The organism is Rummeliibacillus sp. NPDC094406, from assembly GCF_044763875.1.
Classification (GTDB): domain Bacteria; phylum Bacillota; class Bacilli; order Bacillales_A; family Planococcaceae; genus Rummeliibacillus.
On record NZ_JBIWGZ010000001.1, the window covers coordinates 190,689 to 216,834 of the forward strand.

At 33.4% G+C, this 26,146-nt stretch carries 26 protein-coding genes; 15 read left to right on the forward strand and 11 right to left on the reverse strand.

Annotation, left to right across the window (positions count from 1 at the left end):
- Nucleotides 1-134 precede the first annotated feature (134 nt).
- Nucleotides 135-854, forward strand: a complete 720-nt coding sequence (locus tag ACIQ4I_RS00890) for a YdhK family protein (RefSeq protein ID WP_403091945.1) — start codon at nucleotides 135-137, stop codon at nucleotides 852-854.
- Between the two features lie 173 nt (nucleotides 855-1,027).
- On the opposite strand, the gene ACIQ4I_RS00895 is transcribed toward ACIQ4I_RS00890, so the two are convergent.
- Both ACIQ4I_RS00895 and ACIQ4I_RS00900 read right to left on the reverse strand, forming a co-directional pair.
- The gene (locus ACIQ4I_RS00895; RefSeq protein ID WP_403091946.1) at nucleotides 1,028-1,867 is read right to left on the reverse strand and encodes a DUF1129 domain-containing protein; all 840 of its coding nucleotides are present in this window, start codon (nucleotides 1,865-1,867) and stop codon (nucleotides 1,028-1,030) included.
- A 5-nt stretch (nucleotides 1,868-1,872) separates the two neighbouring features.
- A complete protein-coding gene (locus ACIQ4I_RS00900; protein ID WP_403091948.1) occupies nucleotides 1,873-2,199 on the reverse strand; it encodes a PadR family transcriptional regulator in 327 nt (108 codons plus the stop codon).
- Nucleotides 2,200-2,462: 263 nt separating this feature from the next.
- Between ACIQ4I_RS00900 and ACIQ4I_RS00905 the strand changes: the two genes are divergently transcribed.
- The 4 genes from ACIQ4I_RS00905 (at nucleotide 2,463) to ACIQ4I_RS00920 (ending at nucleotide 6,336) form a co-directional block, all read left to right on the forward strand.
- Nucleotides 2,463-2,990 (forward strand): sigma-70 family RNA polymerase sigma factor, encoded by a 528-nt coding sequence (locus ACIQ4I_RS00905; protein WP_403091950.1) that lies wholly within the window; start codon nucleotides 2,463-2,465, stop codon nucleotides 2,988-2,990.
- Nucleotides 2,983-3,951 carry a DUF3221 domain-containing protein gene (locus ACIQ4I_RS00910; protein ID WP_403091952.1) on the forward strand — a complete coding sequence of 323 codons (969 nt, stop codon included), beginning with the start codon at nucleotides 2,983-2,985 and terminating at the stop codon, nucleotides 3,949-3,951. Before ACIQ4I_RS00905 ends, ACIQ4I_RS00910 begins: the two co-directional genes overlap by 8 nt.
- A gap of 233 nt (nucleotides 3,952-4,184) precedes the next feature.
- Nucleotides 4,185-5,792, forward strand: coding sequence for a M20/M25/M40 family metallo-hydrolase (locus ACIQ4I_RS00915; RefSeq protein ID WP_403091953.1), 1,608 nt, complete (start codon nucleotides 4,185-4,187; stop codon nucleotides 5,790-5,792).
- A 166-nt stretch (nucleotides 5,793-5,958) separates the two neighbouring features.
- Nucleotides 5,959-6,336, forward strand: coding sequence for a PH domain-containing protein (locus ACIQ4I_RS00920; protein ID WP_403091955.1), 378 nt, complete (start codon nucleotides 5,959-5,961; stop codon nucleotides 6,334-6,336).
- A 470-nt stretch (nucleotides 6,337-6,806) separates the two neighbouring features.
- Here ACIQ4I_RS00920 and ACIQ4I_RS00925 read toward each other — a convergent pair whose 3' ends face one another.
- The 3 genes from ACIQ4I_RS00925 to ACIQ4I_RS00935 all read right to left on the reverse strand — a co-directional run bounded on the left by ACIQ4I_RS00925 (nucleotide 6,807) and on the right by ACIQ4I_RS00935 (nucleotide 9,484).
- Complete coding sequence (locus ACIQ4I_RS00925) at nucleotides 6,807-7,022, reverse strand: DUF3006 domain-containing protein (protein ID WP_403091957.1); 216 nt, start codon at nucleotides 7,020-7,022, stop codon at nucleotides 6,807-6,809.
- Nucleotides 7,023-7,916: a ComEC/Rec2 family competence protein gene (locus ACIQ4I_RS00930; protein ID WP_403091959.1), complete on the reverse strand. Its 894-nt coding sequence runs from the start codon at nucleotides 7,914-7,916 to the stop codon at nucleotides 7,023-7,025.
- A gap of 533 nt (nucleotides 7,917-8,449) precedes the next feature.
- On the reverse strand, nucleotides 8,450-9,484 hold the full coding sequence (locus ACIQ4I_RS00935; protein WP_403091961.1) for a PTS sugar transporter subunit IIC: 1,035 nt from the start codon (nucleotides 9,482-9,484) through the stop codon (nucleotides 8,450-8,452).
- Between the two features lie 166 nt (nucleotides 9,485-9,650).
- Between ACIQ4I_RS00935 and ACIQ4I_RS00940 the strand changes: the two genes are divergently transcribed.
- Nucleotides 9,651-10,067, forward strand: coding sequence for a hypothetical protein (locus ACIQ4I_RS00940; protein WP_403091962.1), 417 nt, complete (start codon nucleotides 9,651-9,653; stop codon nucleotides 10,065-10,067).
- A gap of 271 nt (nucleotides 10,068-10,338) precedes the next feature.
- Nucleotides 10,339-10,773 carry a hypothetical protein gene (locus tag ACIQ4I_RS00945; protein ID WP_403091964.1) on the forward strand — a complete coding sequence of 145 codons (435 nt, stop codon included), beginning with the start codon at nucleotides 10,339-10,341 and terminating at the stop codon, nucleotides 10,771-10,773.
- 167 nt (nucleotides 10,774-10,940) lie between these two features.
- On the opposite strand, the gene ACIQ4I_RS00950 is transcribed toward ACIQ4I_RS00945, so the two are convergent.
- Nucleotides 10,941-11,855, reverse strand: a complete 915-nt coding sequence (locus ACIQ4I_RS00950) for an EamA family transporter (RefSeq protein WP_403091965.1) — start codon at nucleotides 11,853-11,855, stop codon at nucleotides 10,941-10,943.
- 281 nt (nucleotides 11,856-12,136) lie between these two features.
- On the opposite strand from ACIQ4I_RS00950, the gene recQ reads away from it, so the two are divergent.
- On the forward strand, nucleotides 12,137-13,906 hold the full coding sequence (recQ, locus tag ACIQ4I_RS00955) for a DNA helicase RecQ (protein ID WP_403091967.1): 1,770 nt from the start codon (nucleotides 12,137-12,139) through the stop codon (nucleotides 13,904-13,906).
- 13 nt (nucleotides 13,907-13,919) lie between these two features.
- The gene (locus ACIQ4I_RS00960; RefSeq protein ID WP_403091969.1) at nucleotides 13,920-14,699 is read left to right on the forward strand and encodes a serine hydrolase; all 780 of its coding nucleotides are present in this window, start codon (nucleotides 13,920-13,922) and stop codon (nucleotides 14,697-14,699) included.
- 39 nt (nucleotides 14,700-14,738) lie between these two features.
- On the opposite strand, the gene ACIQ4I_RS00965 is transcribed toward ACIQ4I_RS00960, so the two are convergent.
- On the reverse strand, nucleotides 14,739-15,026 hold the full coding sequence (locus ACIQ4I_RS00965) for a hypothetical protein (protein ID WP_397538399.1): 288 nt from the start codon (nucleotides 15,024-15,026) through the stop codon (nucleotides 14,739-14,741).
- Nucleotides 15,027-15,414: 388 nt separating this feature from the next.
- On the opposite strand from ACIQ4I_RS00965, the gene ACIQ4I_RS00970 reads away from it, so the two are divergent.
- The 3 genes from ACIQ4I_RS00970 (at nucleotide 15,415) to ACIQ4I_RS00980 (ending at nucleotide 18,545) form a co-directional block, all read left to right on the forward strand.
- Complete coding sequence (locus ACIQ4I_RS00970) at nucleotides 15,415-15,612, forward strand: DUF6501 family protein (RefSeq protein ID WP_403091971.1); 198 nt, start codon at nucleotides 15,415-15,417, stop codon at nucleotides 15,610-15,612.
- Nucleotides 15,613-15,769: 157 nt separating this feature from the next.
- The gene (locus ACIQ4I_RS00975) at nucleotides 15,770-16,633 is read left to right on the forward strand and encodes an AAA family ATPase (RefSeq protein ID WP_403091973.1); all 864 of its coding nucleotides are present in this window, start codon (nucleotides 15,770-15,772) and stop codon (nucleotides 16,631-16,633) included.
- A gap of 10 nt (nucleotides 16,634-16,643) precedes the next feature.
- Complete coding sequence (locus ACIQ4I_RS00980; protein WP_403091975.1) at nucleotides 16,644-18,545, forward strand: vWA domain-containing protein; 1,902 nt, start codon at nucleotides 16,644-16,646, stop codon at nucleotides 18,543-18,545.
- A 59-nt stretch (nucleotides 18,546-18,604) separates the two neighbouring features.
- On the opposite strand, the gene ACIQ4I_RS00985 is transcribed toward ACIQ4I_RS00980, so the two are convergent.
- From ACIQ4I_RS00985 to ACIQ4I_RS00995, 3 genes are all read right to left on the reverse strand, one after another.
- On the reverse strand, nucleotides 18,605-19,789 hold the full coding sequence (locus tag ACIQ4I_RS00985) for a toxic anion resistance protein (protein WP_403091977.1): 1,185 nt from the start codon (nucleotides 19,787-19,789) through the stop codon (nucleotides 18,605-18,607).
- Nucleotides 19,786-20,436 carry a 5-bromo-4-chloroindolyl phosphate hydrolysis family protein gene (locus ACIQ4I_RS00990; protein ID WP_403091979.1) on the reverse strand — a complete coding sequence of 217 codons (651 nt, stop codon included), beginning with the start codon at nucleotides 20,434-20,436 and terminating at the stop codon, nucleotides 19,786-19,788. Before ACIQ4I_RS00990 ends, ACIQ4I_RS00985 begins: the two co-directional genes overlap by 4 nt.
- 214 nt (nucleotides 20,437-20,650) lie before the next feature.
- Nucleotides 20,651-22,378, reverse strand: a complete 1,728-nt coding sequence (locus ACIQ4I_RS00995) for a methyl-accepting chemotaxis protein (RefSeq protein WP_403091981.1) — start codon at nucleotides 22,376-22,378, stop codon at nucleotides 20,651-20,653.
- Nucleotides 22,379-22,504: 126 nt separating this feature from the next.
- Between ACIQ4I_RS00995 and ACIQ4I_RS01000 the strand changes: the two genes are divergently transcribed.
- The 3 genes from ACIQ4I_RS01000 (at nucleotide 22,505) to ACIQ4I_RS01010 (ending at nucleotide 23,593) form a co-directional block, all read left to right on the forward strand.
- Complete coding sequence (locus tag ACIQ4I_RS01000) at nucleotides 22,505-22,783, forward strand: DUF1033 family protein (protein ID WP_403091983.1); 279 nt, start codon at nucleotides 22,505-22,507, stop codon at nucleotides 22,781-22,783.
- 224 nt (nucleotides 22,784-23,007) lie between these two features.
- Entirely contained in the window at nucleotides 23,008-23,208 is a 201-nt protein-coding gene (locus tag ACIQ4I_RS01005; RefSeq protein ID WP_102692015.1) for a cold-shock protein, read from the forward strand.
- 184 nt (nucleotides 23,209-23,392) lie between these two features.
- Complete coding sequence (locus ACIQ4I_RS01010; protein ID WP_397538407.1) at nucleotides 23,393-23,593, forward strand: cold-shock protein; 201 nt, start codon at nucleotides 23,393-23,395, stop codon at nucleotides 23,591-23,593.
- Nucleotides 23,594-24,436: 843 nt separating this feature from the next.
- On the opposite strand, the gene ACIQ4I_RS01015 is transcribed toward ACIQ4I_RS01010, so the two are convergent.
- Nucleotides 24,437-26,041, reverse strand: a complete 1,605-nt coding sequence (locus ACIQ4I_RS01015; RefSeq protein ID WP_403091986.1) for an ABC-F family ATP-binding cassette domain-containing protein — start codon at nucleotides 26,039-26,041, stop codon at nucleotides 24,437-24,439.
- Nucleotides 26,042-26,146 lie beyond the last annotated feature (105 nt).

Sequence of the window (26,146 nt, forward strand, 5' to 3'; positions counted from 1 at the left end):
AAGCACATGCTAATTACTCTTAAATATGCCTTTAAAATTTTTCATTTGACTTAATTGACCTATGTTTAATTTTCGAGTGAATGGGAATAATTTTAGTGTAAGGTTACAAAAAGCTGAATGTATGGAGGAATAGCATGAAAAAGAATGTATTAATGGTAATCCTATCTTTTGTTGCAGTCTTGGGTTTATCTGCTTGTGGCACCACTCCCACAGGTAAGAACGAAGCAAATAAGAATGTAAACGTAGCCCCTGATGATAATTTGACTACGCACGACAATACAACACCAGCGCCAACCACACCAGCGCCAACTACACCAGATCATAATCTTACAAATGATCATACCGATATGAATCAATCGACTACAGGTATTGTTCCGAATGGCGTGAAAAAAGCGGTGAATCCTAAGTATCCTGATGGTAGTCAAGTAACCATCAATGCAAACTTTGTGGAGGGTATGAAGGGGGCAAAGGCTACTATTGTTGGCGCATATGACACAGTTGCTTATGCAGTAACATACACACCGGCAACAGGTACAACAACAGGTACAACAACAGGTACATCAACAACAGGTACATCAACAACAGGTACACCAACAACAGGTGGTGCAGTGGTAAAAAATCACAAATGGGTAATTCAGGAAGAGATTCGAAGTGCTGATAATAAAACACTTCAACCAGGAGCTAAAGTAACGCTTGAAGCTGACCATTTACCAGGTATGAAGGGAGCCATGGCTACTATCGATTCAAGTAAGAAAACAACAGTGTATATGGTGAACTATACGCCAACAAATGGTGGAACTGAAGTGAAAAATTACCAATGGCTTATCGAAAGTGAACTATCACCGGTAAAGTAAAAGCATCTTAATTTTCATTAGGGAAAATTCAATAATAAAAAACCTACATTTTGATGTAAAAGTCGAATGTAGGTTTTTTATAATTTTACCCATATATTGAGACGTAACGGAACATCCAAATGTGTGGATACTAATTATTTAAAAACCGAAAATGGATTAATGAAATTGATCCACTAATTTTCCTCTTTCATTTTTCTGAGAAGTAACCATTCGAAAAGTACAAAGAGAGCAATGGGCATAATACTGCCAAGAACGACAAAAGTTTGGCTTTTACCATCTTGGAAAAATTCCTTCGTTTGAGGGATCCTTAATAATAAACCAAAAATTCCTAAAGTAATAACAAAAACAAGTCCTCCATAAAATTCTTGTTTCTTTTTGAATATTACATAAACAACTACCATGACTAAAATAGCAAGAATGGCAATCCAATCAAATGGGGCAGTAATTTTTACAATTCCTTGTTTCGGTGTATAAAGTTGAATGAGGACAAATAATCCAAATGGAATCGTTGCTAAAATCCATATAACGAAAAATTTTAATAATTTGGGTAACTGTATTTTTATATAAACACTCAGATGTAACAATTTAAAGATACCATAAACCAATGCAACTGAAAAAATCCCATTCAACAATATAACAAATACATTTACCTGTAATGTTGGTGCTGTAAAACTACCGACAATGGTGTAAAACGTACTGATTAAAAAAATCCAACCACTTATTTTAAAAATCGATTTCCATGAAGGTTTATCAAATTGCTTTGTCAGTTGATCGACAACTTCTTTCGGATTTTTACCGAAATACTCTTCTGCCGATTCATCATGCTTTTGTGCTTCTAAAATATCTTGTAATATCGTCATTAATTGTCGTTCTGTTTCTAATTCATCATAGAAAATTCCAAATGTTCGCATATATAGTAGAATATCTTCATAATATACTTTATTTTCTGGGGATAGCTGTTCTCTATACTTATTATTTTGCTTCACTAATTGTTTGGCTGCATCATTTTTCAACCCATTCACTCTCCGTTCTTTTCTAAAATTCGATTCACTTTTACAATCAACGAACTCCATTGTTCTCTAAAGCCTTCTAATTGTTGTTCTCCATCAGGCGTAATAAAGAAGTATTTTCGATTCGGTCCATCTGGTGAAGCGAGCTCCTTAGTTTTAATTAGCCCTTGTTTTTCTAACTTTTGCATTAGAGGATAAATCGTTCCACCTACTATGGTTGTAAACCCATAATTACGCATCATTTGTACAAGTTCATATCCGTATACTGGTTGTTGTTTAATAATTGATAAAACACATCCTTCAAGTACACCTTTTAATAATTGCGTCTCCTTCATTTACTCACCTCACTACGTAGTAATACATACTAGTTGAAAATACTGTATCATACATTCACTAGTTTGTAAAACATACTAGTTAGATGATAGCTATATACTGGCTCAAGATAAAGTAAAACAAAAGGCGAAGTAATTAAACTTTGTTCTCCTCAGTTAAAAAACACAAACATTTATGAAATTGATTCAAAACAAATAAAAAATAAATTCTGTAAAAACAAACTTATTCATATTGAGATTCGTTTAAAATACAAAGAAAGGAGTAGATGGAAAATTTGATAAATATTGTGGAATTAGAAAAAATTATGAATCAACATACAGAATCTTTATTACGATTATCTTATTATTACGTAAAAGACTTACATATTGCAGAAGATATTGTTCAAGAATCTTTTATTAAATTTTATCAAGATAGAAACAGATATGAAGAGCGTGGTGAGTTAAATGCATATCTCTCAAAGATAGTTGTTAATAAAAGTAAAGATTATTTAAAAAGCTGGTCATACCGGAAAATCCAATTACAAAACAGGTTATTTAGCAAACACAGTCAAAAGAAATTGGACAATCTAATCAGAAAAGATGAAGAATCAATATTAGGAGAAGCTATTCTGAAGCTCCCCTTGAAGCAGAGAGAACCGCTTATTTATTTTTATTTTGAAGAAATGTCTATTAAAGATATTTCTAAATTATTAGAAATTCCTGAGAGTACAGTGAAAACTAGACTTAGAAGAAGCAAACAACTTTTGAAAACACAACTGCAAAAATATGAATGGGAGGTGCTGTTAAATGAATAAAATTGATTTTGAAGACTTGAATAATCTTATTAAGAGTAAAGAAAAAGTTGTGACGAATGTTTTGAGGCATATTGAAAATCAAACTACAAAAAAAGATAAAAGTAAATGGGGATACGGTATTTTAACTCTATTTGTAACTGGTTGTATGTTTTTATTTATTTTCACCCAAATAATTGATTCCCAAAATCATACTGCAAATGAAGTTCCAATCCTTGAAAAAAATATCTTTGATATCAACATAAAATCTCAGTTGCATCAGAATACATTATCAGTTGAGGAGGCCGAATATAAAGCATTCTATGATTCTTTACAGCATGATGCAAACTATGCTTATGCATTAAATAAAGGAATTGTTTTAACTGAAAATGAGATAAATAATAAAGAAAAGGAGTTTTTAGGGAATCTTGAAGAACTAAAGCAAGACCCTAAAAAGAAAGAAGAATTTAAAGAATTACTTGGGTTTTTAAGATTAACTGAACAGCAAATGATCGATCAATATATAAAACCACAAGCTATAAAAACTGCAGCTTTTGATCAACTTGTTTCTGATTATTATAAAAAACATAAAGATGCTTACGAATTACACGTAATAACTTCCTTAGAACAAGATGCAATGAACTACCTAAGTGAAAAATATCCTAAAAAGATAGCAAATCTTCAAGGAGAATATGATATCCCTAAAAAATCAAAAGAAATGGGGAATTTCTTGAAAATTGGTCTGGTTGTAGCAATTGAAGATGATAAATTTTTGGTTGTAAATAATGCTTCTGATGAAGATTTGTCACAATTATCTTCAAATGGGATAGTGAAGAAACATAAAAATGGAACATGGTTTCCATTGCATCATGTCAAACAAAAAATAAGGATTGGTGACAAAGTACAAGTCTCTTCTAATCGAATTCAAGACACTTTTCCGGAAGTAGCTAATCTTGTAAGCATTAAATTATTAAACAACAAATAAATTTGAAGTAAAGTAGTAATTTTATTTTTCGAAAATTTCTACTTATTAAAATATGGAATATCATTATTTATAATCACTTTTTTAAAAATAATAAATCGCCTGAAATTCTCCAAAAGTTGATATTGACCACTATAGAAATCTTTCATATATTCAAATTATACTTTTTCCTTTTTATGGTCTTTTTATTGCGATTAATGGAGAAGAAAAGTCTAATTAGAGGGATGGTGGGGGAAATGAGATGGAATTCTCCAGAAAAATTACGTATGTTGCTTAGTGAGCTCGTTAGTTGGGAAAGTCAAACTTTAACGCAAGGAGAACAACAATTTTCCACGAAATTACAAGCAAAACTTCAACAATTAACATACTTTGAAAAATATCCAGAGTATTTAAATCTATGTGATGTGGATCATGGCAGACAAGTTGTTTCTGCTTTGTACAAACAAGAAAATGTGCAAGAAACGGTTGTACTTATCAGTCATTTTGATACTGTTCAAATTGAAGAGTATGGATCTTTGATGCCATTAGCAACAATGCCAGAAGAACTAACAAATGCATTTTTGTCTAATCCAGATATGTTAAACGAATCTGCTAAAAAGGACTTAGAATCTGGAGATTACTTGTTTGGCCGAGGTGTAATGGATATGAAGATGGGCCTTGCACTTCATATGCAAATGATAGAACGCGCGATTGAAGAACAATGGCCTATCAATCTATTACTTGTAACGGTACCTGATGAAGAAGTAAACTCTGCAGGTATGCGTCAAGCAGTAAAGCATATTAATGAATTACAAAATGATCTAGATTTAAATATCGTATTATTTTTGAACAGCGAACCTTCTTTTTCACAAGATCCTACCGATTTACAGGAATATATTTATTCAGGAACAATTGGTAAAATCATGCCTGCAGCATTATTTTATGGAAAGGAAACACATGTAGGAGAGCCGTTGAAAGGGATGACGGCACCATTTATGAGTGCTTTTCTTACAACAGAAATGGAGTGGAATGATAAGTTTATTGAGAGTGAATATGGAGAGGTCACACCACTCCCTGTTTCTTTACAACTAAAAGATTTAAAAGACCAATACTCCACTCAAACTCCTTATAGAGCAGTTGCGTTGTACAATGTTTTCTTGATGAAACGAAGTGCTGAAGAGATTATGTCTATTTTTGAAGATGTAGCAAATGAAGCCATGAAAAAATGTCAATCACGTTATGATGATGTTTGTACAAAACAGGGGATAAAAGGTGTAGGTAAAATCCGGGTGCTACGCTTTGAAGAATTACATGAACATGCAGTGACAAAATTGGGGAGAGAAAAGGTATCTGAGTTGACAGCAAATGTAATTGCAAACAAAGCTTTAGATGATCGTGAAATGTCGTTACGAATAGCGGATCAGTTAATGATACATTGCCAAGAATTAGCTCCTGCAGTAGTACTGTTGTTTGCACCGCCATATTATCCAGCTGCAAATTCATCAGACAATCCATTAATACAAGGTGCCATCTCTTTACTACTTGAAGAATCTAAAAAATATAATATACCACTACAACAAATTCATTATTTTAATGGGATTTGCGATCTAAGTTATTGCCAATTCCATGCTGATAAGGACTGGCAAACATATGAAAAAAACACACCAGTATGGGGCAAAACATATGATATTCCATTACAGGAAATGGCGCAGTTTTCAGCACCAGTATTAAATGTGGGACCATTTGGCAAAGATGCACATCAAATTTCAGAGCGGTTACATGTAAAAAGTGCATTTGAGGAAATGCCAGAATTACTTTATGCATTGTTGAAATTTGTTAGCGGAAAATCAAAAGTTACGGAATAATAGTTGAATACTCAATAATAAAATGGTAATGAAAACTTTCTTCAAATCCATCTTTAATTTGTTAATTGAGCAAAAAATGATGGGAAACATTATTGAATTCAGTTGCAATGATTAATGGCAGATTTTTTAAAAGAAATACTAATTTAATGTAGAAAAGGAGTTGTGTATGGGATTATTCGATGGTTTAATGGGAAATGCATCAGAAGTGAATTTAAGTGCCATTGAATCTGAGATAAAAGATTTATTAGCAAAGAATGAAAGAGTAGAGCAAGCCTATAAATTGATTCGAGATCTGTTTGTATTTACAGATAAACGTTTACTTTTGATTGATAAACAAGGCGTGACTGGCAAGAAAGCCGAATATCATTCGATTCCATACAAAAGTGTAGTACACTTCTCAATTGAAACAGCAGGAACCTTTGATTTCGAAGCGGAATTAAAAATTTGGCTATCCAATGGTGCACAACCAATCGAAAAGAAATTTAATAAAACATTGAACATCTATAAAATTCAAAGTGTCTTAGCTGATTATGTTTTAAAATAGATTATAAAACATCCAATTGAATTTGATTGGATGTTTTTATTTTAATAACTGTACACGCTAATATTGGAGAAAGAAGCTAAGGATAGAGACATCTCACCTATTAGGGGATAGCTTTGTTGGTAATGAGTAAGAGTCGAGCAAACAAATAGGCGAGTGAATCAAATATAAAATTCAAACATTTAAAATACACAACTTAAAAACATGTAATAACTTTCTAAAGTGGATCCAAAATCACCTAATAACCTTTAAATGCTCAAAACATTTCACAAAAAACAACTGAAAATAACCATTAAAGCCTCGAATATTTTACACAATTCCTTTAATCACAACAAAAAAAGCGAGAAATCAATTCGATTTCTCACTCTTACGTTTATATGATATATACTTACATGGTTTACCTATGTGTTGTAATCATAACAGATGTGTACTCTAGAAAGCAATATAAACTTAGCATCACTCCAGTAATATTCTCATTCCTCAAACAGATCATCTGCCATAGCGTCAATTTCTTCTCTTAATTTCTTTGTTCCCTCAGTATCCAATGCAATGTGGTCCCCATCTATGATAATTTGATCACCAACATTTACTTCTTTAGGTAGTTTTTCTTTTGGGAAATTAATTGTACTATTTTCAATTTCGATGACGACCAAATCACCTTCGAAACGGTCAATGATCCCTTTTATCAATTATTTCTCCACCTTTACAGAAATTGTTGAGCCATTTGATGTAAAGACAATACTTCCATGTTGATCGGTTCGGTAGATTTTCGCATGAACTGCATTTAAACGACTTAAGGCTTCGTCTGTTGGATGATGATAGCGATTGCCTTCACCTACACTGATTGCTGCATAAGTAGGTTTTGCAACTGCTAAAAAATCAGCATTCGAAGCTTCTTTTGCACCATGGTGACTCACTTTCAGAACATCAACTTTTGGAATTAGACCAGCTGCAAGCATATCTTCTTCAGCCGGAGTTTCTGCATCCCCAGTGAATAAGAATTTTTTATCACCATGTTGCATTAATAATACGCCACTCCAGTCATTTAGATCACTTTTTGAGTAATCCTTTACTGGACCTATAAAGTGTAGGTCTAATGATTGTTCGTCAACTGGAATTTCGACACCTTCTTTTGCTACTTTAATTTTTAGACTCTGTGCTTTTACTGATTGTAGAAAATTACGATAGGCGATTGTTGTGTGTGTAATTCGTGGTGCGTATACAGATTTAACAGGGAAAGCATCTATAATATCAGCTAAACCACCAATATGATCCGCATCAGGGTGTGTGGAAATGACAGCATCTAGTTGTTTCACACCATGTTGTTTTAAATATTCGATAACTGTTTCACCTTTACCTTTATTTCCTCCATCAATCACTATGTTTTCTTTTGGGGTTTGGATAAAAATGGAATCACCTTGTCCGACATCAATTATATGTACACTCACTTGATCAGTTGAAGTTGTAACCGGTTTTGTATTAGAAAGATCTGTTGAAGTTCCATCATCCAATGCATTTGTACAACCAGTTAGCAATAAAATGCTAATAAGGGTAAAAAGTATAGCTCGAAATTTGTTTTTCATATATATTCCTCCTAAACATACTTTAGCATGAAAAAGAAGGTTAGAACGGATGTTTGGATTAAAATATATTATAAGATTGAAATTACTTTGAAAAATATGTGATATAAAATAGGGGTGTTTATATGTGAAAATAATCGATATTTTGTCAATACTCACAAAACACAAGAAGACTTTGCTTTGCTACGAATAGGAAGCCACCCGAATAACGAACCGTTGGAGACAAAAGAGGTGTGCTGAGGTTAGTGCGAATAGGTGATTTGGAACTTTGAATGAATATAGCCTGAAAAATTAGCATGGTTTACTTTTTCGCGCTCAATTAAATCAATCGTATAAAAATATCAATTTTCAGAAAAAATGGATTGTTGAAAAGATATCAAAACAAAAGAAATGGCTCTAAACATATAAAGGACTGTTCCATAAGTATTAAAACCTTATGAGACGGTCCTTTGTCCTAACTTGTGTTCCGTTAATAAATGTTAAACTGAATTACTTAGTTAAAAAATGTCCAAAGCATCAATTGGTCACTTCTAGTATTATTCGATTGAAATTTTGTAGTCATTCGATTCAATCATTTTATATTTATGTTCAAATAAACGGAGTAATACCGTATTTAAAACGATTGGAAGTACGAAGAACATAGAAATCATAATGGTAATATTTGATGTCGTCCAACCATCGGAAGTCAGATTAATATAATTTAATGGTCCGATTAATCCGGATAACCCGAATCCAGCACTCATTGGTGTACCTTGAATGTTGAATACACCTGCAAATGCACCTAAAATGGCTGCCGTAATAATCATAGGGAATGCAATTTTTGGTTTCATAAAGAAATTACGCATTTGAATTTTGGGCGACCCAAGTACATGTGCAAGAGCTGTACCAAGTGAGTTCGCTCTGTAACTTGCAATACAAAGGCCTACCCCAGCAGAAACGACGCCAAGGTTAGCTGCTCCTGACCCGATTCCTGAAAGCATAATTACCGTCGCTACGCCTACAGTTGAAAGAGGGGATAAGATCAATACACAGAAAATAACAGCAATAATTGCGCCCATTAAAATCGGTTGTAGGTTTGTAACATATTGAATACCCGTACCTATTAATCCGGTTCCACTTTTAACAAAAGGTAAAATAGAATATCCAATAAGACCAGGAATGAAAATAGATAATGTTGGCATTAAGAGGATAGTGTAGTCTTTAAGTTTTGAACCGACAAATTGAACAAATAGAACTGCTAAAGCAGCAGTGATTCCCGTGTTTAACACAACTCCAATACCTGCTAATGTCATAATGCCATCTTTCATTGTAATAACCCCGCTACCTACAACAGCGGCAAGTCCGATACTTGCTGTTTGAATTGGTGTTAATTTGAATGTCACCCCAACCATCACCCCAATCATAGCGGGGAGCATGCTCATAGCTATAACAGTTAAATTCAAAATGGACTGTAAGAATGGAGCATGTGGAATTAAAAGCTTAAAAATTTCCCCTACTAATGCATTTGGGATTAAAGAAACGACAATCCCAATACTCATACCGGTTAATAATTTATTGAAAAAATCTTTCATGGAAATTCTCCTTTCGGTCTTTTTAATTTATATAGTTAACAAGTTTAACGCTTTAAAGCGACAAAGTAAATAGGGAGTTTTAATATTCTTAATAATCATTATATTCTATTGATAAAAATGAACTGAAAAGGGAATAAATGAATTATAAATATGAAATGGAGGAATGATGAATGCAATGAACTGGTTGAAATGGATTTGCTTTTCTATACTTCTTTTGGTATTAACTGGTTGTATGGAGACTATTCACTCGGTACAAATAGGAACAGTTGATCAAGAAGGTGCAATTCAATTATTAAAATCAGAAAGTGAAGAAGATATTTATCAAAAAGCACTAGATACTTTTAATAATGGTCGTAATATTAAATTAGCTCCCTCAGAAGTTGAAAACTTAAAAACGCATTATATTCAATTCAAAGATGATAACCAAAATCTAGTAATAAGTAATTATAATGTTTGGTTTGATCATGATAAAAATCGCATCATTTTTACGGATCATGTTCAACCGTATTCATATTATCGAATTGTAGATAACGATAAGGATTTTCTAAGAAATTTATTACTTAATGATGAAGGCAGTAAATGATGGTTGTATACTGAAAGAAAAGAATATGGAGCGTGTTAGCCTCATGTGGTTTTGGTATGTAGTAAGTTTTTTTATTAGTTTAGTTGCAACCTTCATTATTTATAAAGTCACTCATGTTATTTTATTTGTCTTTCCACCTTTAGCTGTAATGCTTGTTCATTTCTATTTCAAACGGAAGCCAAATTAGATTCTTACTAATTTGTGAACTCTCTATATGTGTAGGATTTTATATCATACAATAGATAGGAATATATGTAGAGGGGGAGAAACTGTGACTGTATTAGATCAGATCTTGTCTATAACAGAGCCTGTCAAATTACGTAAGTTGTTAATTCAGTATGTAGTTGAGCATCCTAATGATAAAGAAAATATTATTAATGTTATCGATAAATATCCTCAAAGTGTAGCTTTTTGGGAAAGGAATATGGGAGAACCATTTGAAACTAATCCCAATAAATGGACAGATATTTACTATCACAATTTACAAATCCGATTAATGAATAATTTTTCCAAAGAGAAATTCTTACATACACTTGATGTAGCAGAATATATAGAAAAACATCAAAGTTCTTTATTAAGTGAAAATAGTAATGAAAAGATTAAATTATATGGGAAAACTATGGGTTTTATTATGGTAGGTGGGGTTAGCGTATTTATCGTGATTGTAGTGTTGATGGTATTTTATTTTAAAAACAAATATACATAACAGTTTGAATATGTTTTATTAGAAGAAAAGAGAGGCAAATTGCAATAATGCAATTTGCCTCTTTTATAGAGATTTTGATATTTCGAAAGAATAGTTATTGTGTAAGGCGTCTAGTATTTTTGGGAAAATTAGCACTATAAATTTACATAGCCTAATAAAAAGGATTTTTACAATTCGTCAGCATCAGCAACGCCCAGAACAATAATACCAATCATAACGACTGCAATGACAAAATAGTGCTTTGGCGTTAACTTCTCTTTTAAGAAAATTCGAGAAAGAATAACGGAGAAGATACTATAGGATGCAATTAGTGGAGCAGCAATAATTGCATATGCACTCATTGCATAAACGTAGAAGAATTGACCTGTTGTTTCAAGAATCGCTGCACAGGCTTTGTTAGGTTCTTTGAAAACATTGAATTGAACCTTCTTTACGCCTTTTAAATAAATAAATGCAACAACCGCACAGATAAAGAATGTATACTCATAAGCTAAAAGCGCAGTATCTTCACTCATTAACTTTAATTCATCTAGATAAATTCCATCTGCGAAAGTACCTGCACCATCTAATAATGCATAGATGATTGGGAACATCACAGCCATAAAGCCAAGTTGATATTTTTTGTCTAATTGAACATTATTTAAGCGCATGACTTTACTTTCTTCTTGTTTTTCAACTATAGCAATTCCAATGACTCCTACTGTAATAATTACAACACCTAAGATATGAACCCAGTCTAAATCTTGTTTGAAGAAGATAAATAGTAAAATCGCTGTAATAGCACCTGAAGAATTTTGAACTGGTGAAGAAATAGATAATTCCAAATAACGTAGCCCTACATAACCGATTGTCATTGAGGCAATGTAGAAGAAAGAAACTGGTAAGTATTTCACCATATCAAATGGGTGAAAATAGATGCCTTTATAAAGCATATAGCCAGTAGCATGAATCCCCATTACAAGTCCGACGATTACAACAATTTTCAAATGACTGTACTTGTCATTACTGTCAGACCCCTTTTTATAGAATAAATCTGCACCGCCCCATGCCAAAGCAGTCAGTATCGAAAAGAAAAACCACATAACAGTGTACTCCTTTATATAATTTTACAGCTAATCTATTATAAGGTTATTTAAATCAACTGAAAAGAGTTTATTAGAAGTAAAAAAGATGAATTTACTTTCAACCGAAATTTATTTATAGATATATTTTTTCAAAAAAATAAAGTACGCTTAAAAAATAACCCACAAAATTCTAGGAATTAAGCTCGAATGTTTATGGATAATACTGTAATTCTGAAGGCAAAAAGAGAGCTGAAATGGTACAATAATGTAAGGATAACAAACGAAAGGTGATCGATTCTATGATTGAAAAAGCACAGCATTATTTACAGCAATTTTTTGGTTACAAACAATTTCGTTTGGGACAAGAAAAAATAATTGAGCAAGTTCTAGTTGGTGAATCAAGTTTATGTGTGATGCCAACTGGCGGAGGAAAATCGGTTTGCTATCAAATTCCAGCGCTCATGCTAGAAGGTACTACGATTGTTGTTTCTCCATTAATCTCACTTATGCAAGATCAAGTAGATACATTACTAGAGATGGGTATTGAAGCCGCTTATATTAACTCGTCTTTAAGTCAAAATGAATTACAAGAAACTATGCGAAATGCACAAGAGGGTCACTACAAACTATTATATATTGCTCCTGAACGTTTGGAATCGGAATCTTTTACAAACTTACTCGCTTCACTAAGAGTTCCATTAATCGCAGTTGACGAAGCACATTGTATTTCACAATGGGGCCATGATTTTAGACCAAGCTATCGAGCAATCGGTAGATTGACAAAACGTTTTACACATAGACCTACAGTTGTTGCACTAACAGCAACTGCAACACCAGCAGTTCGTGAAGACATTTGTCATCAATTAGTTATTCAGGAAGAAAATACAGTTATGACAGGATTTGCACGTGATAATTTAAGTTTTTCAGTAGTTATAGGACAAAATAAAGAACGATATGTAAAAGAATTGGTAAAGAAAAACAAGCATGAAGTAGGGATCATATATGCTGCTACTAGAAAAACAGTCGATCATCTTTATGGAGTACTAAAAAAAGCAGGCATCTCAGTTGCAAGATATCATGCTGGTTTATCTGAGGGTTTACGTCAATCAGAGCAAAATCGATTTTTACATGATGAAGCTTCTGTAATGGTAGCAACAAATGCATTTGGAATGGGGATCGATAAGTCCAATGTGAGATTTGTTGTTCATTATCAATTACCGAAGAATATGGAAAGTTATTATCAAGAGGCGGGAAGAGCTGGCCGGGATGGCTTAGCAAGTGAGTGTATTTTGTTATATTCTCCACAAGACGTTCAAACACAGCGCTTTTTAATCGACCAAACAGATGATCGAGAAAGGATACCAACAGAATTGCAAAAGCTGCAAAGTATGGTGGATTACTGTCATACAGAAAATTGCTTGCAACAGTATATTGTCAATTATTTTGGAGATGAAGCTGAAGAAAAATGTGGAAAATGTAGTAATTGCATGGATGATCGTGAAGTTTTCGATGTTACGCTTGAATGCCAAAAAGTTTTATCGTGTACTATTCGAATGGGACAAAAATTTGGTAAAACGATGGTCGCACAAGTTTTAGTGGGTTCAAAAAATCAAAAGATTCGTAGTTTTGGATTTGAAAGTCTATCAACATATGGTTTATTAAAAGAAATGACTATTAAAGAAGTGACGAATTTCATGGAATTTATGATTGCTGAGGATTTATTAGCTGTGAATCAAGGAACGATGCCTACCATTTATGTGACACCAAAGGGTAAAGAAGTTCTTGTCGCAAATCGGAAAGTAGAAAGAAGAGGAGTTATTGTCACAAAACAAATAGCGGACACAGATCCGTTATTTGAAGAACTAAGAATTGTTCGAAAACAATTAGCAGACGAAGCCAATGTACCGCCGTTTGTTATTTTCTCAGATAAATCTTTGAGAGATATGTGTGCAAAAAAACCAACAAATGATCAAGAATTTTTAGACGTTAATGGTGTAGGGGAAAATAAACTTGAAAAATATGGAGAAATATTCTTAAATGCAATTGCAGATTTTCAAACAAATGAATAGCGAGTGATGGGAGATGACTTTTCAAAAATTAGTTTCGCAATGTCATGAAATAATTTCAACATATCCAAATGCACAAATAGGAATTGCCATTATAGATGGAGTGCAATCTTTTTATCATCAAGAAAAGGCAGTCTTTCGAGCAGCTAGCACGATTAAAATACCGATTCTCCTTGCAAGTTACTTGTACTTGTATTCCAAAATAGATGACATCGCAGTAATTCATGATCGGTTAATTGTTGAAGGGGCTGGGGTTATTCCATTTTTAACTGGAAAGTTGCCGTTTACATACCGGAATTTAATGGAGTTAATGATTATCGTTTCGGATAATACTGCTTCGAATGCTTTGTTATATGCAAACACAATGGAAAAAGTAAACCAGTTGATGAAATATATTGGTTGTGAGGAAAGTAAGATTGAACGTTATTTTATGGATGAAAATGCTGTATTAAAAGGATTAGACAATTCAACAACTGCAAAAGATATGATATTGATGCTTCAACAAATAGGGGAATCAAACAGTATACTAAATGACGAGCAACGAAAAGATGCACGTAGAATTTTAGGTAACCAACAATTTGAAGACATGTTACCAGCCTATACATTTGATGAGGAAATTCATTACTATCACAAAACGGGTGGTTTAACAGGTGTAGATCACGATGTAGCAATTATCGAATACCAAGATAAAAAATTATATGTTGCCGTTTTAACTCAAGGCTGGGAAGATGGCTTTACAGGAAAGAAATGTATTGCTGAGATTGGAAAAGTAATCGCTGATTATTTAAAGAGTTGAACTAATATGAAAGACCGACATCTCAGTGATGTCGGTCTTTCATATTGTTAAATGCGCATGTTCTTCATCTAACAACACAATCCCAGTGATGCCATTGACGGTTTCGGAATGAATAATTTTGTCCTTTAATACAGGCAGTAATTTTGGCGAGAGTGCAACATGAAGTCCCTCTACTTCCATAATGATATCGGTATGAATCGGGGTATCAATATCAGCAGCGAACTGCATCCCGTTTCGATCTGCTACTGCATAAAAACGGAGCAGGTGGTACTTATTATCAGCTGTTAAATTAGTGATAAATTTCTTCCCCTGAATGGTTAGTCTCATAGTGAAATCATCCTTTACGCAAGATCAGAAATCGTTTCTGCTGTAAGTATTCCACACCATTCATTGATTTAAACAAGAAGAAACTGAAGATGAAAAAAATCTTTATTTTCTTGTTATCCATTCTGCAACAATAAAAAATATGATAAAAAAAGCAAATGCTAAAATGAAAAACCATATAGGTACACCGCCAAATGCCAACTAAGCCACCTCCTGAAAATTCTTTTCATAATCGTAACATAAATTTTACATAGTTCCTTTTAATAGCTATTAAAAATTTCGTTTACCAAAGTTTTTCTGAAAAAATCCTCTTATTTATAGGACAAACGTAGTGAAATCGTTTAAAATATAACTTAGATATGTATTTAGTTAAGAGAGGTTGTTTTAAAGAATGATTCATTTAAATTGGAAAGAAGCTCCAACAGTCAAAACAGTTACTTGTAAGCATACTGATGCAAAAAAATATTTGGTTTCAAATGTATTAACAGTTGGAAAAGAATATGAAGTGAAAAACGAAACAGAAGAATTCTATTTCGTCATCGATAATACTGGTCATGTTGGTGGCTATTACAAAGATTACTTCGAATAAATCGAAGCAATGAATGAGCTTTTCGCTTACCTAACGGATGCGGAAAGCTTTTTTAATTTGGCAATTTTAAAGGAAGAATGCCTCGACGTACTAAGTTAGAGGTTTTCCGGAACGTATAAAGTAGGAACAGTTGGTTCAAATGAAAGGAGAAGGTAGTATGCAACAAATTATTCAGCAGGAACAATCAACACGAAAAAATCGAAATCATGCTAGAGAAGATTTACTTTTAATAGGAGAGGGTGGCTATATTTCTCCTAATAATTATTTGTGGGATGATGTGCTATTAAGTGTAACACTAAAAAAACCTGTTTTATTAAAAGGCCCTGCGGGTTCTGGTAAAACAAAAATGGCAGAATCAATATCTCACTTTTTTAATCAACCTATGCACAGTGTTAACTGTTCAGTGGATTTAGATGCTGAAAGTTTACTTGGTTTTAAAACAATGGTACAAAAAGATGGACAAACAATCATTGAATTTGTCGAAGGTCCCGTTGTAAAGGCGATGAAACAAGGTCATCTTCTATATATTGATGAAATTAATATGGCCAAAGCTGAAACTTTACCAATTTTACATAGTGTATTGGATTACCGTCGCATGCTGACAAATCCATTTACAGGTGAAGTAATTCAAGCACATCCTGATTTTAGCGTGGTAGCAGCAATCAATGAGGGGTATATTGGTACAGCACCAATGAATGAAGCATTAAAAAATCGCTTCGTTTCTTTTAGCACTCCTTATTTAAATGGGGAACAGTTAAAAGAATTATGGCAAAAGAGATTTCCAAGCTTATCAAATGATTTGCATACACTGATGTTAAATATAGCAGAAGATTTAAAACAACAAGTAATCAATGGCTTATTAAGTGAAGAAGCTGCATCTATTCGAAGTTTGCTTGATGCCACAGAATTAGCTCAGTTTATGGATCCGCTTAGAGCCATTCGTTATGCAGTTGCTGAAAAATTAGATGATCAAAGTGAAAAAGATTTAGTGATTGAGTTAGCAAAAACGTGGATGAAGTGAGGTTTTTAAAATGGCCGATCTAAGTCGATTTATACAATTTAATAACGAGCAATTGGATCCTCGATTAATGCTTCATTATGAACAACTCGCTAAAGCGCTTGCGAATGCTCCATTTCTGTCTATAACTGAACGTCAATTAATCGAGATGAAACCACAAGAGCAGCAAATTGCAATGAGTGTATTTTGGCGTCATCGTGATGAGGAGACTACGAATTTAGGTAGGCTTTCGGATATTTATTTACTTACAGTTGGATTTTGGCAAGAGTTTTCAGTTAACGACTGGCTAACTTTTGAGGAAGAAATCCAAGATCATCCATTGAATAAGTTATTCAAACAGTTGGTTCTACTTGTTGAAGAATTTCGATTTATGGATATGGTTGTAAAAAAACGGCCAGGAACAAAAAAGGCTTTCCAAATAAGAAGAAGTGCGTATATTGATTCGCATAAACATCGATTTGAAGTCAATTGTCAAAAGGGATTTGTTGCAGATGCTTTCGTAAATTATCTATATTTGGCAGCCCATGAAGGAATGATGAAACTACCTCAAAATGAAGTAGCTGAAAAATTGGAAGCTGCACTTAGTCCCTTTCAACAAATTTATGATGTGAAATCGACGCAAGATAGTATTAATTTGATTTATCGAGTGATGCCTTATGTAGAGCAAAGTATTACAAAAGATCTAATGCTTAATTATTACGCATTAATGGATTCTATTCCTGAAGCGGCTAAATTTCATGAACATAAAGGTGTCAATGGCCAAGAATGTGGCAATCGACAAGATAAAAAAGATACGATTGAACAGCTATTCCGAACTTGGCATAGAGAGACGAAAGAAGAGACAGGAGTTCATTTACGTTATGAATTAGAACGTGGCAATGCGGGTAAAGCGTTAAGCTTAGAAGCAGAAGAAGGTAAAGACAGCAATGAAATATCAGAGGAGGGGACAGGTGGAGCTCCGAATACGGATGCAAAACCACAGAAGTCTTTAATGAACGAAGTAAAAAAACTTCCTCGAGGCAAACGACAGGCAGGAAAAGAATATGGAGAACAAAATGTTAATGTTGTTTTTGAAGAAAAAAGAATAGATAAGACAAAAGAATTACAGGAACTAACTACATTGGCAACATGGCGTGCAGAACAAGCATCAAGTGTGAAAGCATTGACGACTGAGTTTCGTAAACGAATTACACAAAAAGAAATAGCTAAAAGAGAGCATTTATCAAAAGGTAGACTAGATTCTTCAAAATTAGTCAACTTTCTTTTCGAGGATCGACCAAAACCATTTTATCAAAAAAATGCGCCAGCAAAGCCATTAAATGCCGTTTTTGGATTACTAATTGATGGCTCAGCATCCATGATGGACAAAATGGATGAAACGAAAAAAGCAGTATTGTTATTCCACGATGTATTACGACAATTGAACATCCCTCACGAAATGGTTTCTTTTTACGAGGATGCTTATGAAGCAACACCTGAAATTCAGCCAAATACTTTTGAATGGTTGCATAAATTAGAGGATGGACAGGCAGATAGTGGTACAGCTATTATGTCTTTATCTTCGCATGAGGATAATCGTGATGGATTTGCGATTCGTTGGATGACTAGACGCTTAAAACACCGTGATGAAAAACATCGCTTCTTACTCGTATTTTCTGATGGGGAACCATCGGCATTTGATTATGCACAAAATGGTGTAAAAGATACAGCAGAGGCAGTTCTAGAAGCTGAAAAGCAGAATATTCAAGTGCTTCATTTATTTTTAAATACAGAGATGCCAGGTGAGGAGCAATTACAGCTGTTCCATATGATCTATGGTACGCATACAGTCGCAGCAGATAATGTTGAAAAATTTACAGAAATTACAGTAAGACTGTTGCGAAAGCTGATTACACTTGTCATTCAAAGTCAATAATTATTCCAAACAAAAAGGGAGAGGACAAATAGTTGTCCTCTCCCTTTTAAAAGTTAAAGCTAATATGGTGATCTATCTTGTTGTTTTGTATGAATAGCTAATAGACGTTGTTTTAGATCTTCTTCCATACGTGCAATTTCAATTTCAGCGGCTTTTCGTTTTTGACGGCCATCTGCTTGAATTTGTAATGTTTCTTCGATTGTAGAAATCAGATTTTCTTGTGTTTTCTTCAATGTTTCAATTTCAACTAATCCACGTTCATTTTCCTTAGCGGTTTCGATTGTATTCACTTTTAACATTTCAGAGTTTTTCAGAAGTAAGTCATTGGTAGTCTTCGTAACTTGTTTTTGAGCTTCTACAGCTCTTCGTTGATTATTTAATGTTAATGCAATAGCAATTTGATTCTTCCATAAAGGGATAGCAGTCATAATGGAAGATTGGATTTTTTCTGCTAATGTTTGATTTGTTTGTTGAATCATTCGAATTTGTGGTGCTGTTTGAATGGTGATTTGTCGTGATAATTGTAAGTCGTAAATTCGTTTTTCAAGACGATCCACAAATTGTGCTAGGTCATTAAATTCTTGTACATCCATTTGATCTTGAGACGTCTCTGCTTTTTGTTTTAATTTAGGTAACATTTCTGAGACGATTTCCTCTTTTTTCAGTTCAGCGGCAGCGATATAGACATTTAAAGCTTGAAAATAGGTTTTGTTTTGTTCGTATAGTTGATCTAACATATGAACATCTTCTACAAGCCCTGCTTTAGAATGTTCTAATTGAATACCAATTCGATCTATTTGTGTGCTTAATTTTTGATATTTTGTCATAAGTTCTTGCAATGAACGAGATACTCGACTGAAAAATTTGCGAATACCACTTTTTTTATCTTGTTGGAGTTCCTCTGGATCAAGTTCATTTAATTTTTCCATCAAATCTTTCAGAACATCACCTACTGGACCTATGTCTTTTCTTTGTACATGGTCAAGCATTTGGTGAGAAAAACGAGATAGTTCATTTTGTGCATTTGCTCCATAGGTTAAAATCGTTTCATAATTGCCGACGGGAATTTGATCAGCTAGTTGTTTTGCTTTAATCTGATCTTCTTCTGGTAAACGTTCAAGTACGGTAGCTGTTTTTTTTTCAGCGGGTTTAACACTAGATGGAATCGGTTCGGGTTGTAGTTCAAATGGATTATTAAGTAAATCATCTATCGATTTTTCTGAATTGGAAGATGAATTAGTCATTTAGAGTCTCCTCTCAAAGTAGCGGAAGTTTGTTTTTGGGATGTTGATAATTGTGCGAAATCTAACTCCATTTTAAGTTCTTCTATATCTGTAGCAAGTACTGAATGAAGGTCCTCTTGCATAATATTATTTAAATCTTCTAAAGTTTCACGTGTTTCTTGTAAAGCTAAGTGAACATCTGAACTCTTAATGGGTTGAGATGATAGAAGTGCGTATTTTTCAGTAAGTTCACTAGCAGAATGAAGATGAGCGTAGAAAAATTGCTCGGCATGATAAAATTTTTTAGGGTTTTTGTTTACAATGTTTACTATTCTTTTTGCAAGGCGATTCATCTCAAGCATTTGTTTAAATGTTGAAATCGAACGGACCTTAGTATAATAGCGGTTTAAATTTCTTAGCTCACTTTGTGCTTCATCTAATTGCGATTGAATATGTTTGAATTCTGAACGACTTAGTCCAACTTTTTTTAAGTATCGGAATTGTTGAATGTTCTTAATAATATAGTTTGATGGGAAATAGCTGCATATTGCTAATAAAGAGCTAATCCAAAAATTTACATCAAAATACCACTCACTTATGGTCCATGTAGATAGTAATACGATTATATTGAGAAAACTTCTTAAGATAAATTGTCCAAATTTGAGCAATGATTTTGCCTCCTTCTAACGCTCTTATTTTAAGTACGAATAAAGCGTGAGAAAGTTTCACCTTTTTACAAATAAGAGAGATTAAATTCAGTACATGTGATTTAGTTTATTAAAGATCATTAATGTTATTTTAATATATTTTATAAGTTTTTGCGAAAGAAAAAGCCGACGAAGAATTCTTCCGTGACGGCTCAATTACTTCTTACTATTTAATTTATAGTATTGATCGTTCTTTTTCAATTTTTTCGACTAGATGGTTAATATTAATTAGTACCTTAGATGAAGAAATTTCAATTTGCTTTAATGCATTCTCTGCCTTTTGTATTTGACCGTTATTATATAATTGAACAGCTATTTTTGCTTGATCATGAACTTCTTGATGATAAATGTCAAGTTCCTTAAATGCATTTTCTTTTCCAAATCGATCTAGTGCCTTTTGTGATCCGTACCACTTTCCTAAACGGCACTCTTTATGGGAGGAAACTTCGCTTTCGGATATTTTCTCTAAACCTAAGAACATATTATATATACGCCATTTCCACAGAATATGGTCTGCCTTTGATAATTGTAATAGGGCAAGGCTGGATAGCTGAACATTATTATGATCGACTAGGCTTAGTCTGTAATGATTGATCTGATTACCTAATTGATGAATGCCTGAAGAAGTAGAATGAGCTAGCTCTCTAATATTTTCTTGCAAATCAGTAATTTGAACCATTCGATTTGAAACTTCATCTGCGGCTGCTGCTTGTTCTTCTGAAATAGCAGCTGTATTGGTTACATCTGTATTAATGTCTTCTATCGTTTCAACAATTTGGCTTAATAAAGGTAGAGAATTTTTTGCTTCTCCAGTTGCCTCCTTTATTATATAAGTTGTTTCCGTGATTGAGGTAGCAACGCTTTCAGAGTAATCTTTTAAATGTTGGACATTAGATGAGACTTCACTTAGTGCTGACACTGTATTTTCCGCAAGCTTGCGGACTTCTTGTGCAACAACAGCAAAACCTTTACCGTGTTCACCAGCTCTTGCAGCTTCAATTGATGCATTAAGGGCAAGTAGATTTGTTTGATCTGCTATTCCTTTAATTAAAGTAACAACATTTTCGATATCATTTACACGTTTTTGCAATTCATCAAAAGAATGAACGATAGAAGTAAATGTTTCACCAGTTTTAAATATCTCATTTAAAGCAGAGGAGATTGTATTTTTTGAATTAGTAGCATTTTTTACAGATTCAGATGTCTTTTCAGAGATACGATTAGAGTTTTTGGCAACTTCGCTAATTGATGCTGTTATTTGTTCGGTAGCAGCTGTAGAAGATTGTATTTCTTCAGATTGGCGATCTAAGTTAAGGACTAAATCTTTCATATACATGATTTGAGATGCTGTGTCCATTAAAGAAGAAACTTCAGTTACAGAATGCTCAATCATTCGTTCGGTTACAACTTCAAATAGTAATTCTTGATCGATATTGACAGCAGCTTGAAAAGAACGCATGAAGTCAAATGCTTTTGCAGGTTTAAAGCCAAAGTTATACAATATATGCGTAGTCACATAAAATGCGAATTGGTTAAATAAAACAATTGTTTTTCCAGGTTCATATTTATAATTTCTAAATAAATAGAAGAAACTAACTATTTCATCTACGTAATTTTCGTCTCGTGGAGCATTAAAAAATATATGTAAATAGCGTTCGATATATTTCTCATCAATAAGGTTTTGCTTATTTGGAGAAATCTCTTTTAAATAGGAAATGAAAATTTCTTTCATTGAAGGCGTACAATCTAAAAGCTTCTTATATAATTCAATTAACATCTGTTCGTCTTTACGTTCGAAGTGATTAAATGCTAAGGTTTCTTTAAACCTTCCTTCTATTGATATATCAGTGCCCCTTTCTAATAGCTGGTTCATTTCTAATTTAGGTCTAATTGACGTGAACATAGAGCTCCCCCTCTAATACGTTTGGAATGGTATATATAGTTATTTTAGCATATGTATTACTTATAAAATAGAGATTTAAATGTAATTTGTAAACGTTTCATAAAAAAATTAGAAGGATTGACATAAATGTATAAGATTATCTATATGAAAGCAGATTATGAGCCTTGGTGGCAGTTTGAAGGATGGGAAGAGAGTATTGTTGAAGAGAAAGTTTTTGAAAGTAAAGAAGAAGCAAAAAACTTTTTAAATGCAACTTTAAAAACATTTGAAAAAAAATATATGTATCAAGGGCAAAAGAAAGAACGCTTTTGGGCATTTTGGTCAGATGATGAAATACAATTTTGTGAAGCCTGTGATGATGATATTCAAACCTATCATGGAATTATATGGGAAGAGACAAATTAGACCAAGTTGAAAGTAATAAATTTTTTGAAAAATCTTCAATTTTGTTGACATAGATTTTTAGCGTGTTATACTATTATTAACAAATGAAATTGATTTACCGCAAACTTCCATTCACATATTACAAAAAGTGATCGGCTTGTCATCGGTACTTTATGTAATATGTGAATTTTTGTTTTGGGTATTAATTCTTATTTGTTCACTTTTATTTTTGGAGGTTTTCTCACATGAAACAAGGTACAGTAAAATGGTTTAACTCAGAAAAAGGCTTCGGCTTCATCGAAGTAGAAGGCGAAAACGATGTATTCGTACACTTCAGCGCAATCCAAGGCGAAGGCTTCAAAACTCTTGACGAAGGTCAAAAAGTAGAATTTGAAGTAGTTGAAGGTAACCGCGGACCACAAGCAGCAAACGTTACAAAACTTTAATTTACTGCTAAATAGGGGTAACTCGTTTACCCCTTTTTCTTAAATACCTAGTTTGAAACAAAAGATATTTATGTATTACAAAGAGTAGCTGGCGAATAGATGCTTTTTGTAATATGTAAATCTTTGATCTCGGTTAAAAATTTCGTATTGATTTAAAATATTTTATTTTTTGGAGGTTTCAAACATGAAACAAGGTACAGTAAAATGGTTCAACGCAGAAAAAGGTTTCGGTTTCATCGAAGTTCAAGGTGAAGATGACGTATTCGTACACTTCTCAGCAATCGGTGGCGAAGGCTTCAAAACTCTTGAAGAAGGCCAAAAAGTGGAATTCGAAGTTGTTGAAGGTAACCGCGGACCACAAGCAGCAAACGTTACTAAATTCTAATATCGCTTAATAAAAGGAGCATCCTTAAAGGGTGCTCTTTTTTTATTTATTATTTTTAAATAATGGTTCGAACTAATTATATTTTGAATATTATTTAATAGCCTTTTGTAATATTTATAGCCTATCATCCGTAGGAAAGTATTATTATTATGGATAGTAAAAGTGTAATATATACAATTTTATTTTTATAAAAAAATATTATTTTATAATGCATCAATTTCAATAGTCATTTAGCTTGAACTATTCACTCAATACGTCTTTTTACTATGCTTACTCAAGAGAATTATTTCTATTGAATCATTATCATAATGCAAAATCCATATAAAATTATACAAACATTTAATGATATCCAATTTTGTTCATTGTGAGCGAAAGAAGGTGACTCCTCGAAAATGCATTCGTATTTCAATCGTGCAAGGCTAATTCAGTGAGGCTCATTCAGAGTCCTACGGGAGCAGTTTGAGCTGAAAGCCCCGCAGGAAGAAATTCTTTTGTTAAAAGAATTTCTTGCGACGAAGCTAGAGAAGCGATGCAGGAGTAAGGGACAAAGCCTAAGAACGCCACGTCCTGTGGAAATGGCTTCGTGACCAACATCGTGTTGGCCCGAGGAGATTGAAGCCAAGCCCGTGGAAAGCGCCGTCTGTAGCGTAACATTCCAATCTGAATAGTGAAAAGTTAATGTGTTAAAATGTCCGTTTATAAAAGTCTAAAATGGATCATTTTATTAATAATTATGCAAGAAATCTTAAAGAAGATATAATAGCATGAAAAAAGAGGGGATTAGCAGTCAATTTCTGACAGCTAATCTCCTCTTTTCAATAGGAAGCAACTAATCTAGATAAATTAGTCTAATTTATTTTGCTCTTTCCATTCTAGGTATTCATCATAAGTAAGTTGTTTATCTAAAATAGAACCATCTTCACGAATTTCAATTACACGGTTTGCGATTGTTTGGATAAATTGATGGTCATGAGATGTGAAGAGCATTGCACCCTTAAAGCTAATAAGACCTTCGTTTATTGCTTGAATAGATTCAAGGTCAAGGTGGTTGGTCGGTTCATCTAATAGTAATACATTTGAGTGAGATAGCATCATACGAGATAACATACAACGTACTTTTTCGCCCCCTGAAAGAACCTCAGGAGATTTCTTAACTTCTTCACCACTGAATAGCATTCGACCTAAGAAGCCACGTAGGAATGTTTCTGTTTCATCCTCTGGGGAGAATTGACGTAACCATTCTACTAATGTTTTTTCAGAACCTCTGAAGAACTCATCATTATCAAGAGGGAAGTAGCTTTGAGAAGTCGTTACACCCCATTTGTATGAGCCTTCGAAATCTTCATCTTCACCAGCAACAATTTTAAGGAATGCCGTCTTCGCAATCGGGTTACCAAGAAGAATAATTTTATCTTCCTTGTTCATTGTGAAGCGAATATCTTTAAATTGTGATTCATCTTCGATTGATTTTGATAAACCATCAATAGCCAATACATCATTACCGATTTCACGTTCCATTGAAAAGTTGATGAATGGATATTTGCGGCTTGAAGGTCTGATATCATCTAATTCGATTTTATCGAGCATTTTTTTACGAGATGTTGCTTGTTTTGATTTTGATGCGTTTGCAGAGAAACGAGCAACGAAAGCTTGTAACTCTTTAATTTTTTCTTCTTTTTTCTTGTTTTGGTCATTTAACATTCTTTGTGCTAATTGACTAGATTCATACCAGAAGTCATAGTTACCTACATAAATTTGAATTTTAGAGTAGTCAAGGTCCGCGATATGAGTACATACCTTGTTTAAGAAGTGACGGTCATGGGATACAACAATCACTGTGTTTTCAAAGTTAATAAGGAATTCTTCTAACCACTGAATTGCTTTTAAATCTAAGTGGTTGGTAGGTTCATCGAGTAATAGCACATCTGGTTTGCCGAATAGGGCTTGAGAAAGTAAAACTTTTACTTTTTCAGAACCAGTAAGCTCTGCCATTTTCATGTAGTGCATTGATTCGGGAATTCCTAATCCTTGTAGCAAGATCGCTGCATCAGACTCAGCTTCCCAACCATTCATATCAGCGAAATCGCCTTCAAGCTCTGCAGCGCGGATACCATCTTCGTCAGTGAAAGGGTCTTTCATATAGATGGCATTCTTTTCTTGCATCACGTCATATAATCGTTTGTGACCCATCATAACTGTTTCTAGAACAGAATATTCTTCGTATTCGAAGTGGTTTTGTTTTAAAACAGTAAGACGTTCACCAGGATTCATACTAACATGACCATCTTGGGGTTCGATTTCTCCAGATAAAATTTTCAAAAATGTAGATTTCCCCGCACCATTGGCACCGATTAAACCGTAACAGTTACCAGGTGTAAATTTAATATTAACATCTTCAAATAGCTTACGGTCGCCATAGCGAAGACCTACGTTACTTACTTGAATCATGTAAGTACCTCCTTTTTCACAATGTTACTATTATATCATGGATAATTGGAAAGCTCTATAACATTATGTTATCAAGAGAAATTTACTTCAAAAAATTTTTGAAAT

What these genes read in the sequence shown, in the direction of transcription:
- ACIQ4I_RS00890 (WP_403091945.1), top strand. Translation starts at nt 135, where the DNA reads ATGAAAAAGAATGTATTAATGGTAATCCTATCTTTTGTTGCAGTCTTG.
- ACIQ4I_RS00900 (WP_403091948.1), bottom strand. Translation starts at nt 2,199, where the DNA reads ATGAAGGAGACGCAATTATTAAAAGGTGTACTTGAAGGATGTGTTTTA.
- ACIQ4I_RS00905 (WP_403091950.1), top strand. Translation starts at nt 2,463, where the DNA reads ATGGAAAATTTGATAAATATTGTGGAATTAGAAAAAATTATGAATCAA.
- ACIQ4I_RS00910 (WP_403091952.1), top strand. Translation starts at nt 2,983, where the DNA reads ATGAATAAAATTGATTTTGAAGACTTGAATAATCTTATTAAGAGTAAA.
- ACIQ4I_RS00915 (WP_403091953.1), top strand. Translation starts at nt 4,185, where the DNA reads ATGAGATGGAATTCTCCAGAAAAATTACGTATGTTGCTTAGTGAGCTC.
- ACIQ4I_RS00920 (WP_403091955.1), top strand. Translation starts at nt 5,959, where the DNA reads ATGGGATTATTCGATGGTTTAATGGGAAATGCATCAGAAGTGAATTTA.
- ACIQ4I_RS00930 (WP_403091959.1), bottom strand. Translation starts at nt 7,916, where the DNA reads ATGAAAAACAAATTTCGAGCTATACTTTTTACCCTTATTAGCATTTTA.
- ACIQ4I_RS00935 (WP_403091961.1), bottom strand. Translation starts at nt 9,484, where the DNA reads ATGAAAGATTTTTTCAATAAATTATTAACCGGTATGAGTATTGGGATT.
- ACIQ4I_RS00940 (WP_403091962.1), top strand. Translation starts at nt 9,651, where the DNA reads ATGAATGCAATGAACTGGTTGAAATGGATTTGCTTTTCTATACTTCTT.
- ACIQ4I_RS00950 (WP_403091965.1), bottom strand. Translation starts at nt 11,855, where the DNA reads ATGTGGTTTTTCTTTTCGATACTGACTGCTTTGGCATGGGGCGGTGCA.
- recQ (WP_403091967.1), top strand. Translation starts at nt 12,137, where the DNA reads ATGATTGAAAAAGCACAGCATTATTTACAGCAATTTTTTGGTTACAAA.
- ACIQ4I_RS00960 (WP_403091969.1), top strand. Translation starts at nt 13,920, where the DNA reads ATGACTTTTCAAAAATTAGTTTCGCAATGTCATGAAATAATTTCAACA.
- ACIQ4I_RS00965 (WP_397538399.1), bottom strand. Translation starts at nt 15,026, where the DNA reads ATGAGACTAACCATTCAGGGGAAGAAATTTATCACTAATTTAACAGCT.
- ACIQ4I_RS00970 (WP_403091971.1), top strand. Translation starts at nt 15,415, where the DNA reads ATGATTCATTTAAATTGGAAAGAAGCTCCAACAGTCAAAACAGTTACT.
- ACIQ4I_RS00975 (WP_403091973.1), top strand. Translation starts at nt 15,770, where the DNA reads ATGCAACAAATTATTCAGCAGGAACAATCAACACGAAAAAATCGAAAT.
- ACIQ4I_RS00980 (WP_403091975.1), top strand. Translation starts at nt 16,644, where the DNA reads ATGGCCGATCTAAGTCGATTTATACAATTTAATAACGAGCAATTGGAT.
- ACIQ4I_RS00985 (WP_403091977.1), bottom strand. Translation starts at nt 19,789, where the DNA reads ATGACTAATTCATCTTCCAATTCAGAAAAATCGATAGATGATTTACTT.
- ACIQ4I_RS00995 (WP_403091981.1), bottom strand. Translation starts at nt 22,378, where the DNA reads ATGTTCACGTCAATTAGACCTAAATTAGAAATGAACCAGCTATTAGAA.
- ACIQ4I_RS01000 (WP_403091983.1), top strand. Translation starts at nt 22,505, where the DNA reads ATGTATAAGATTATCTATATGAAAGCAGATTATGAGCCTTGGTGGCAG.
- ACIQ4I_RS01005 (WP_102692015.1), top strand. Translation starts at nt 23,008, where the DNA reads ATGAAACAAGGTACAGTAAAATGGTTTAACTCAGAAAAAGGCTTCGGC.
- ACIQ4I_RS01010 (WP_397538407.1), top strand. Translation starts at nt 23,393, where the DNA reads ATGAAACAAGGTACAGTAAAATGGTTCAACGCAGAAAAAGGTTTCGGT.
- ACIQ4I_RS01015 (WP_403091986.1), bottom strand. Translation starts at nt 26,041, where the DNA reads ATGATTCAAGTAAGTAACGTAGGTCTTCGCTATGGCGACCGTAAGCTA.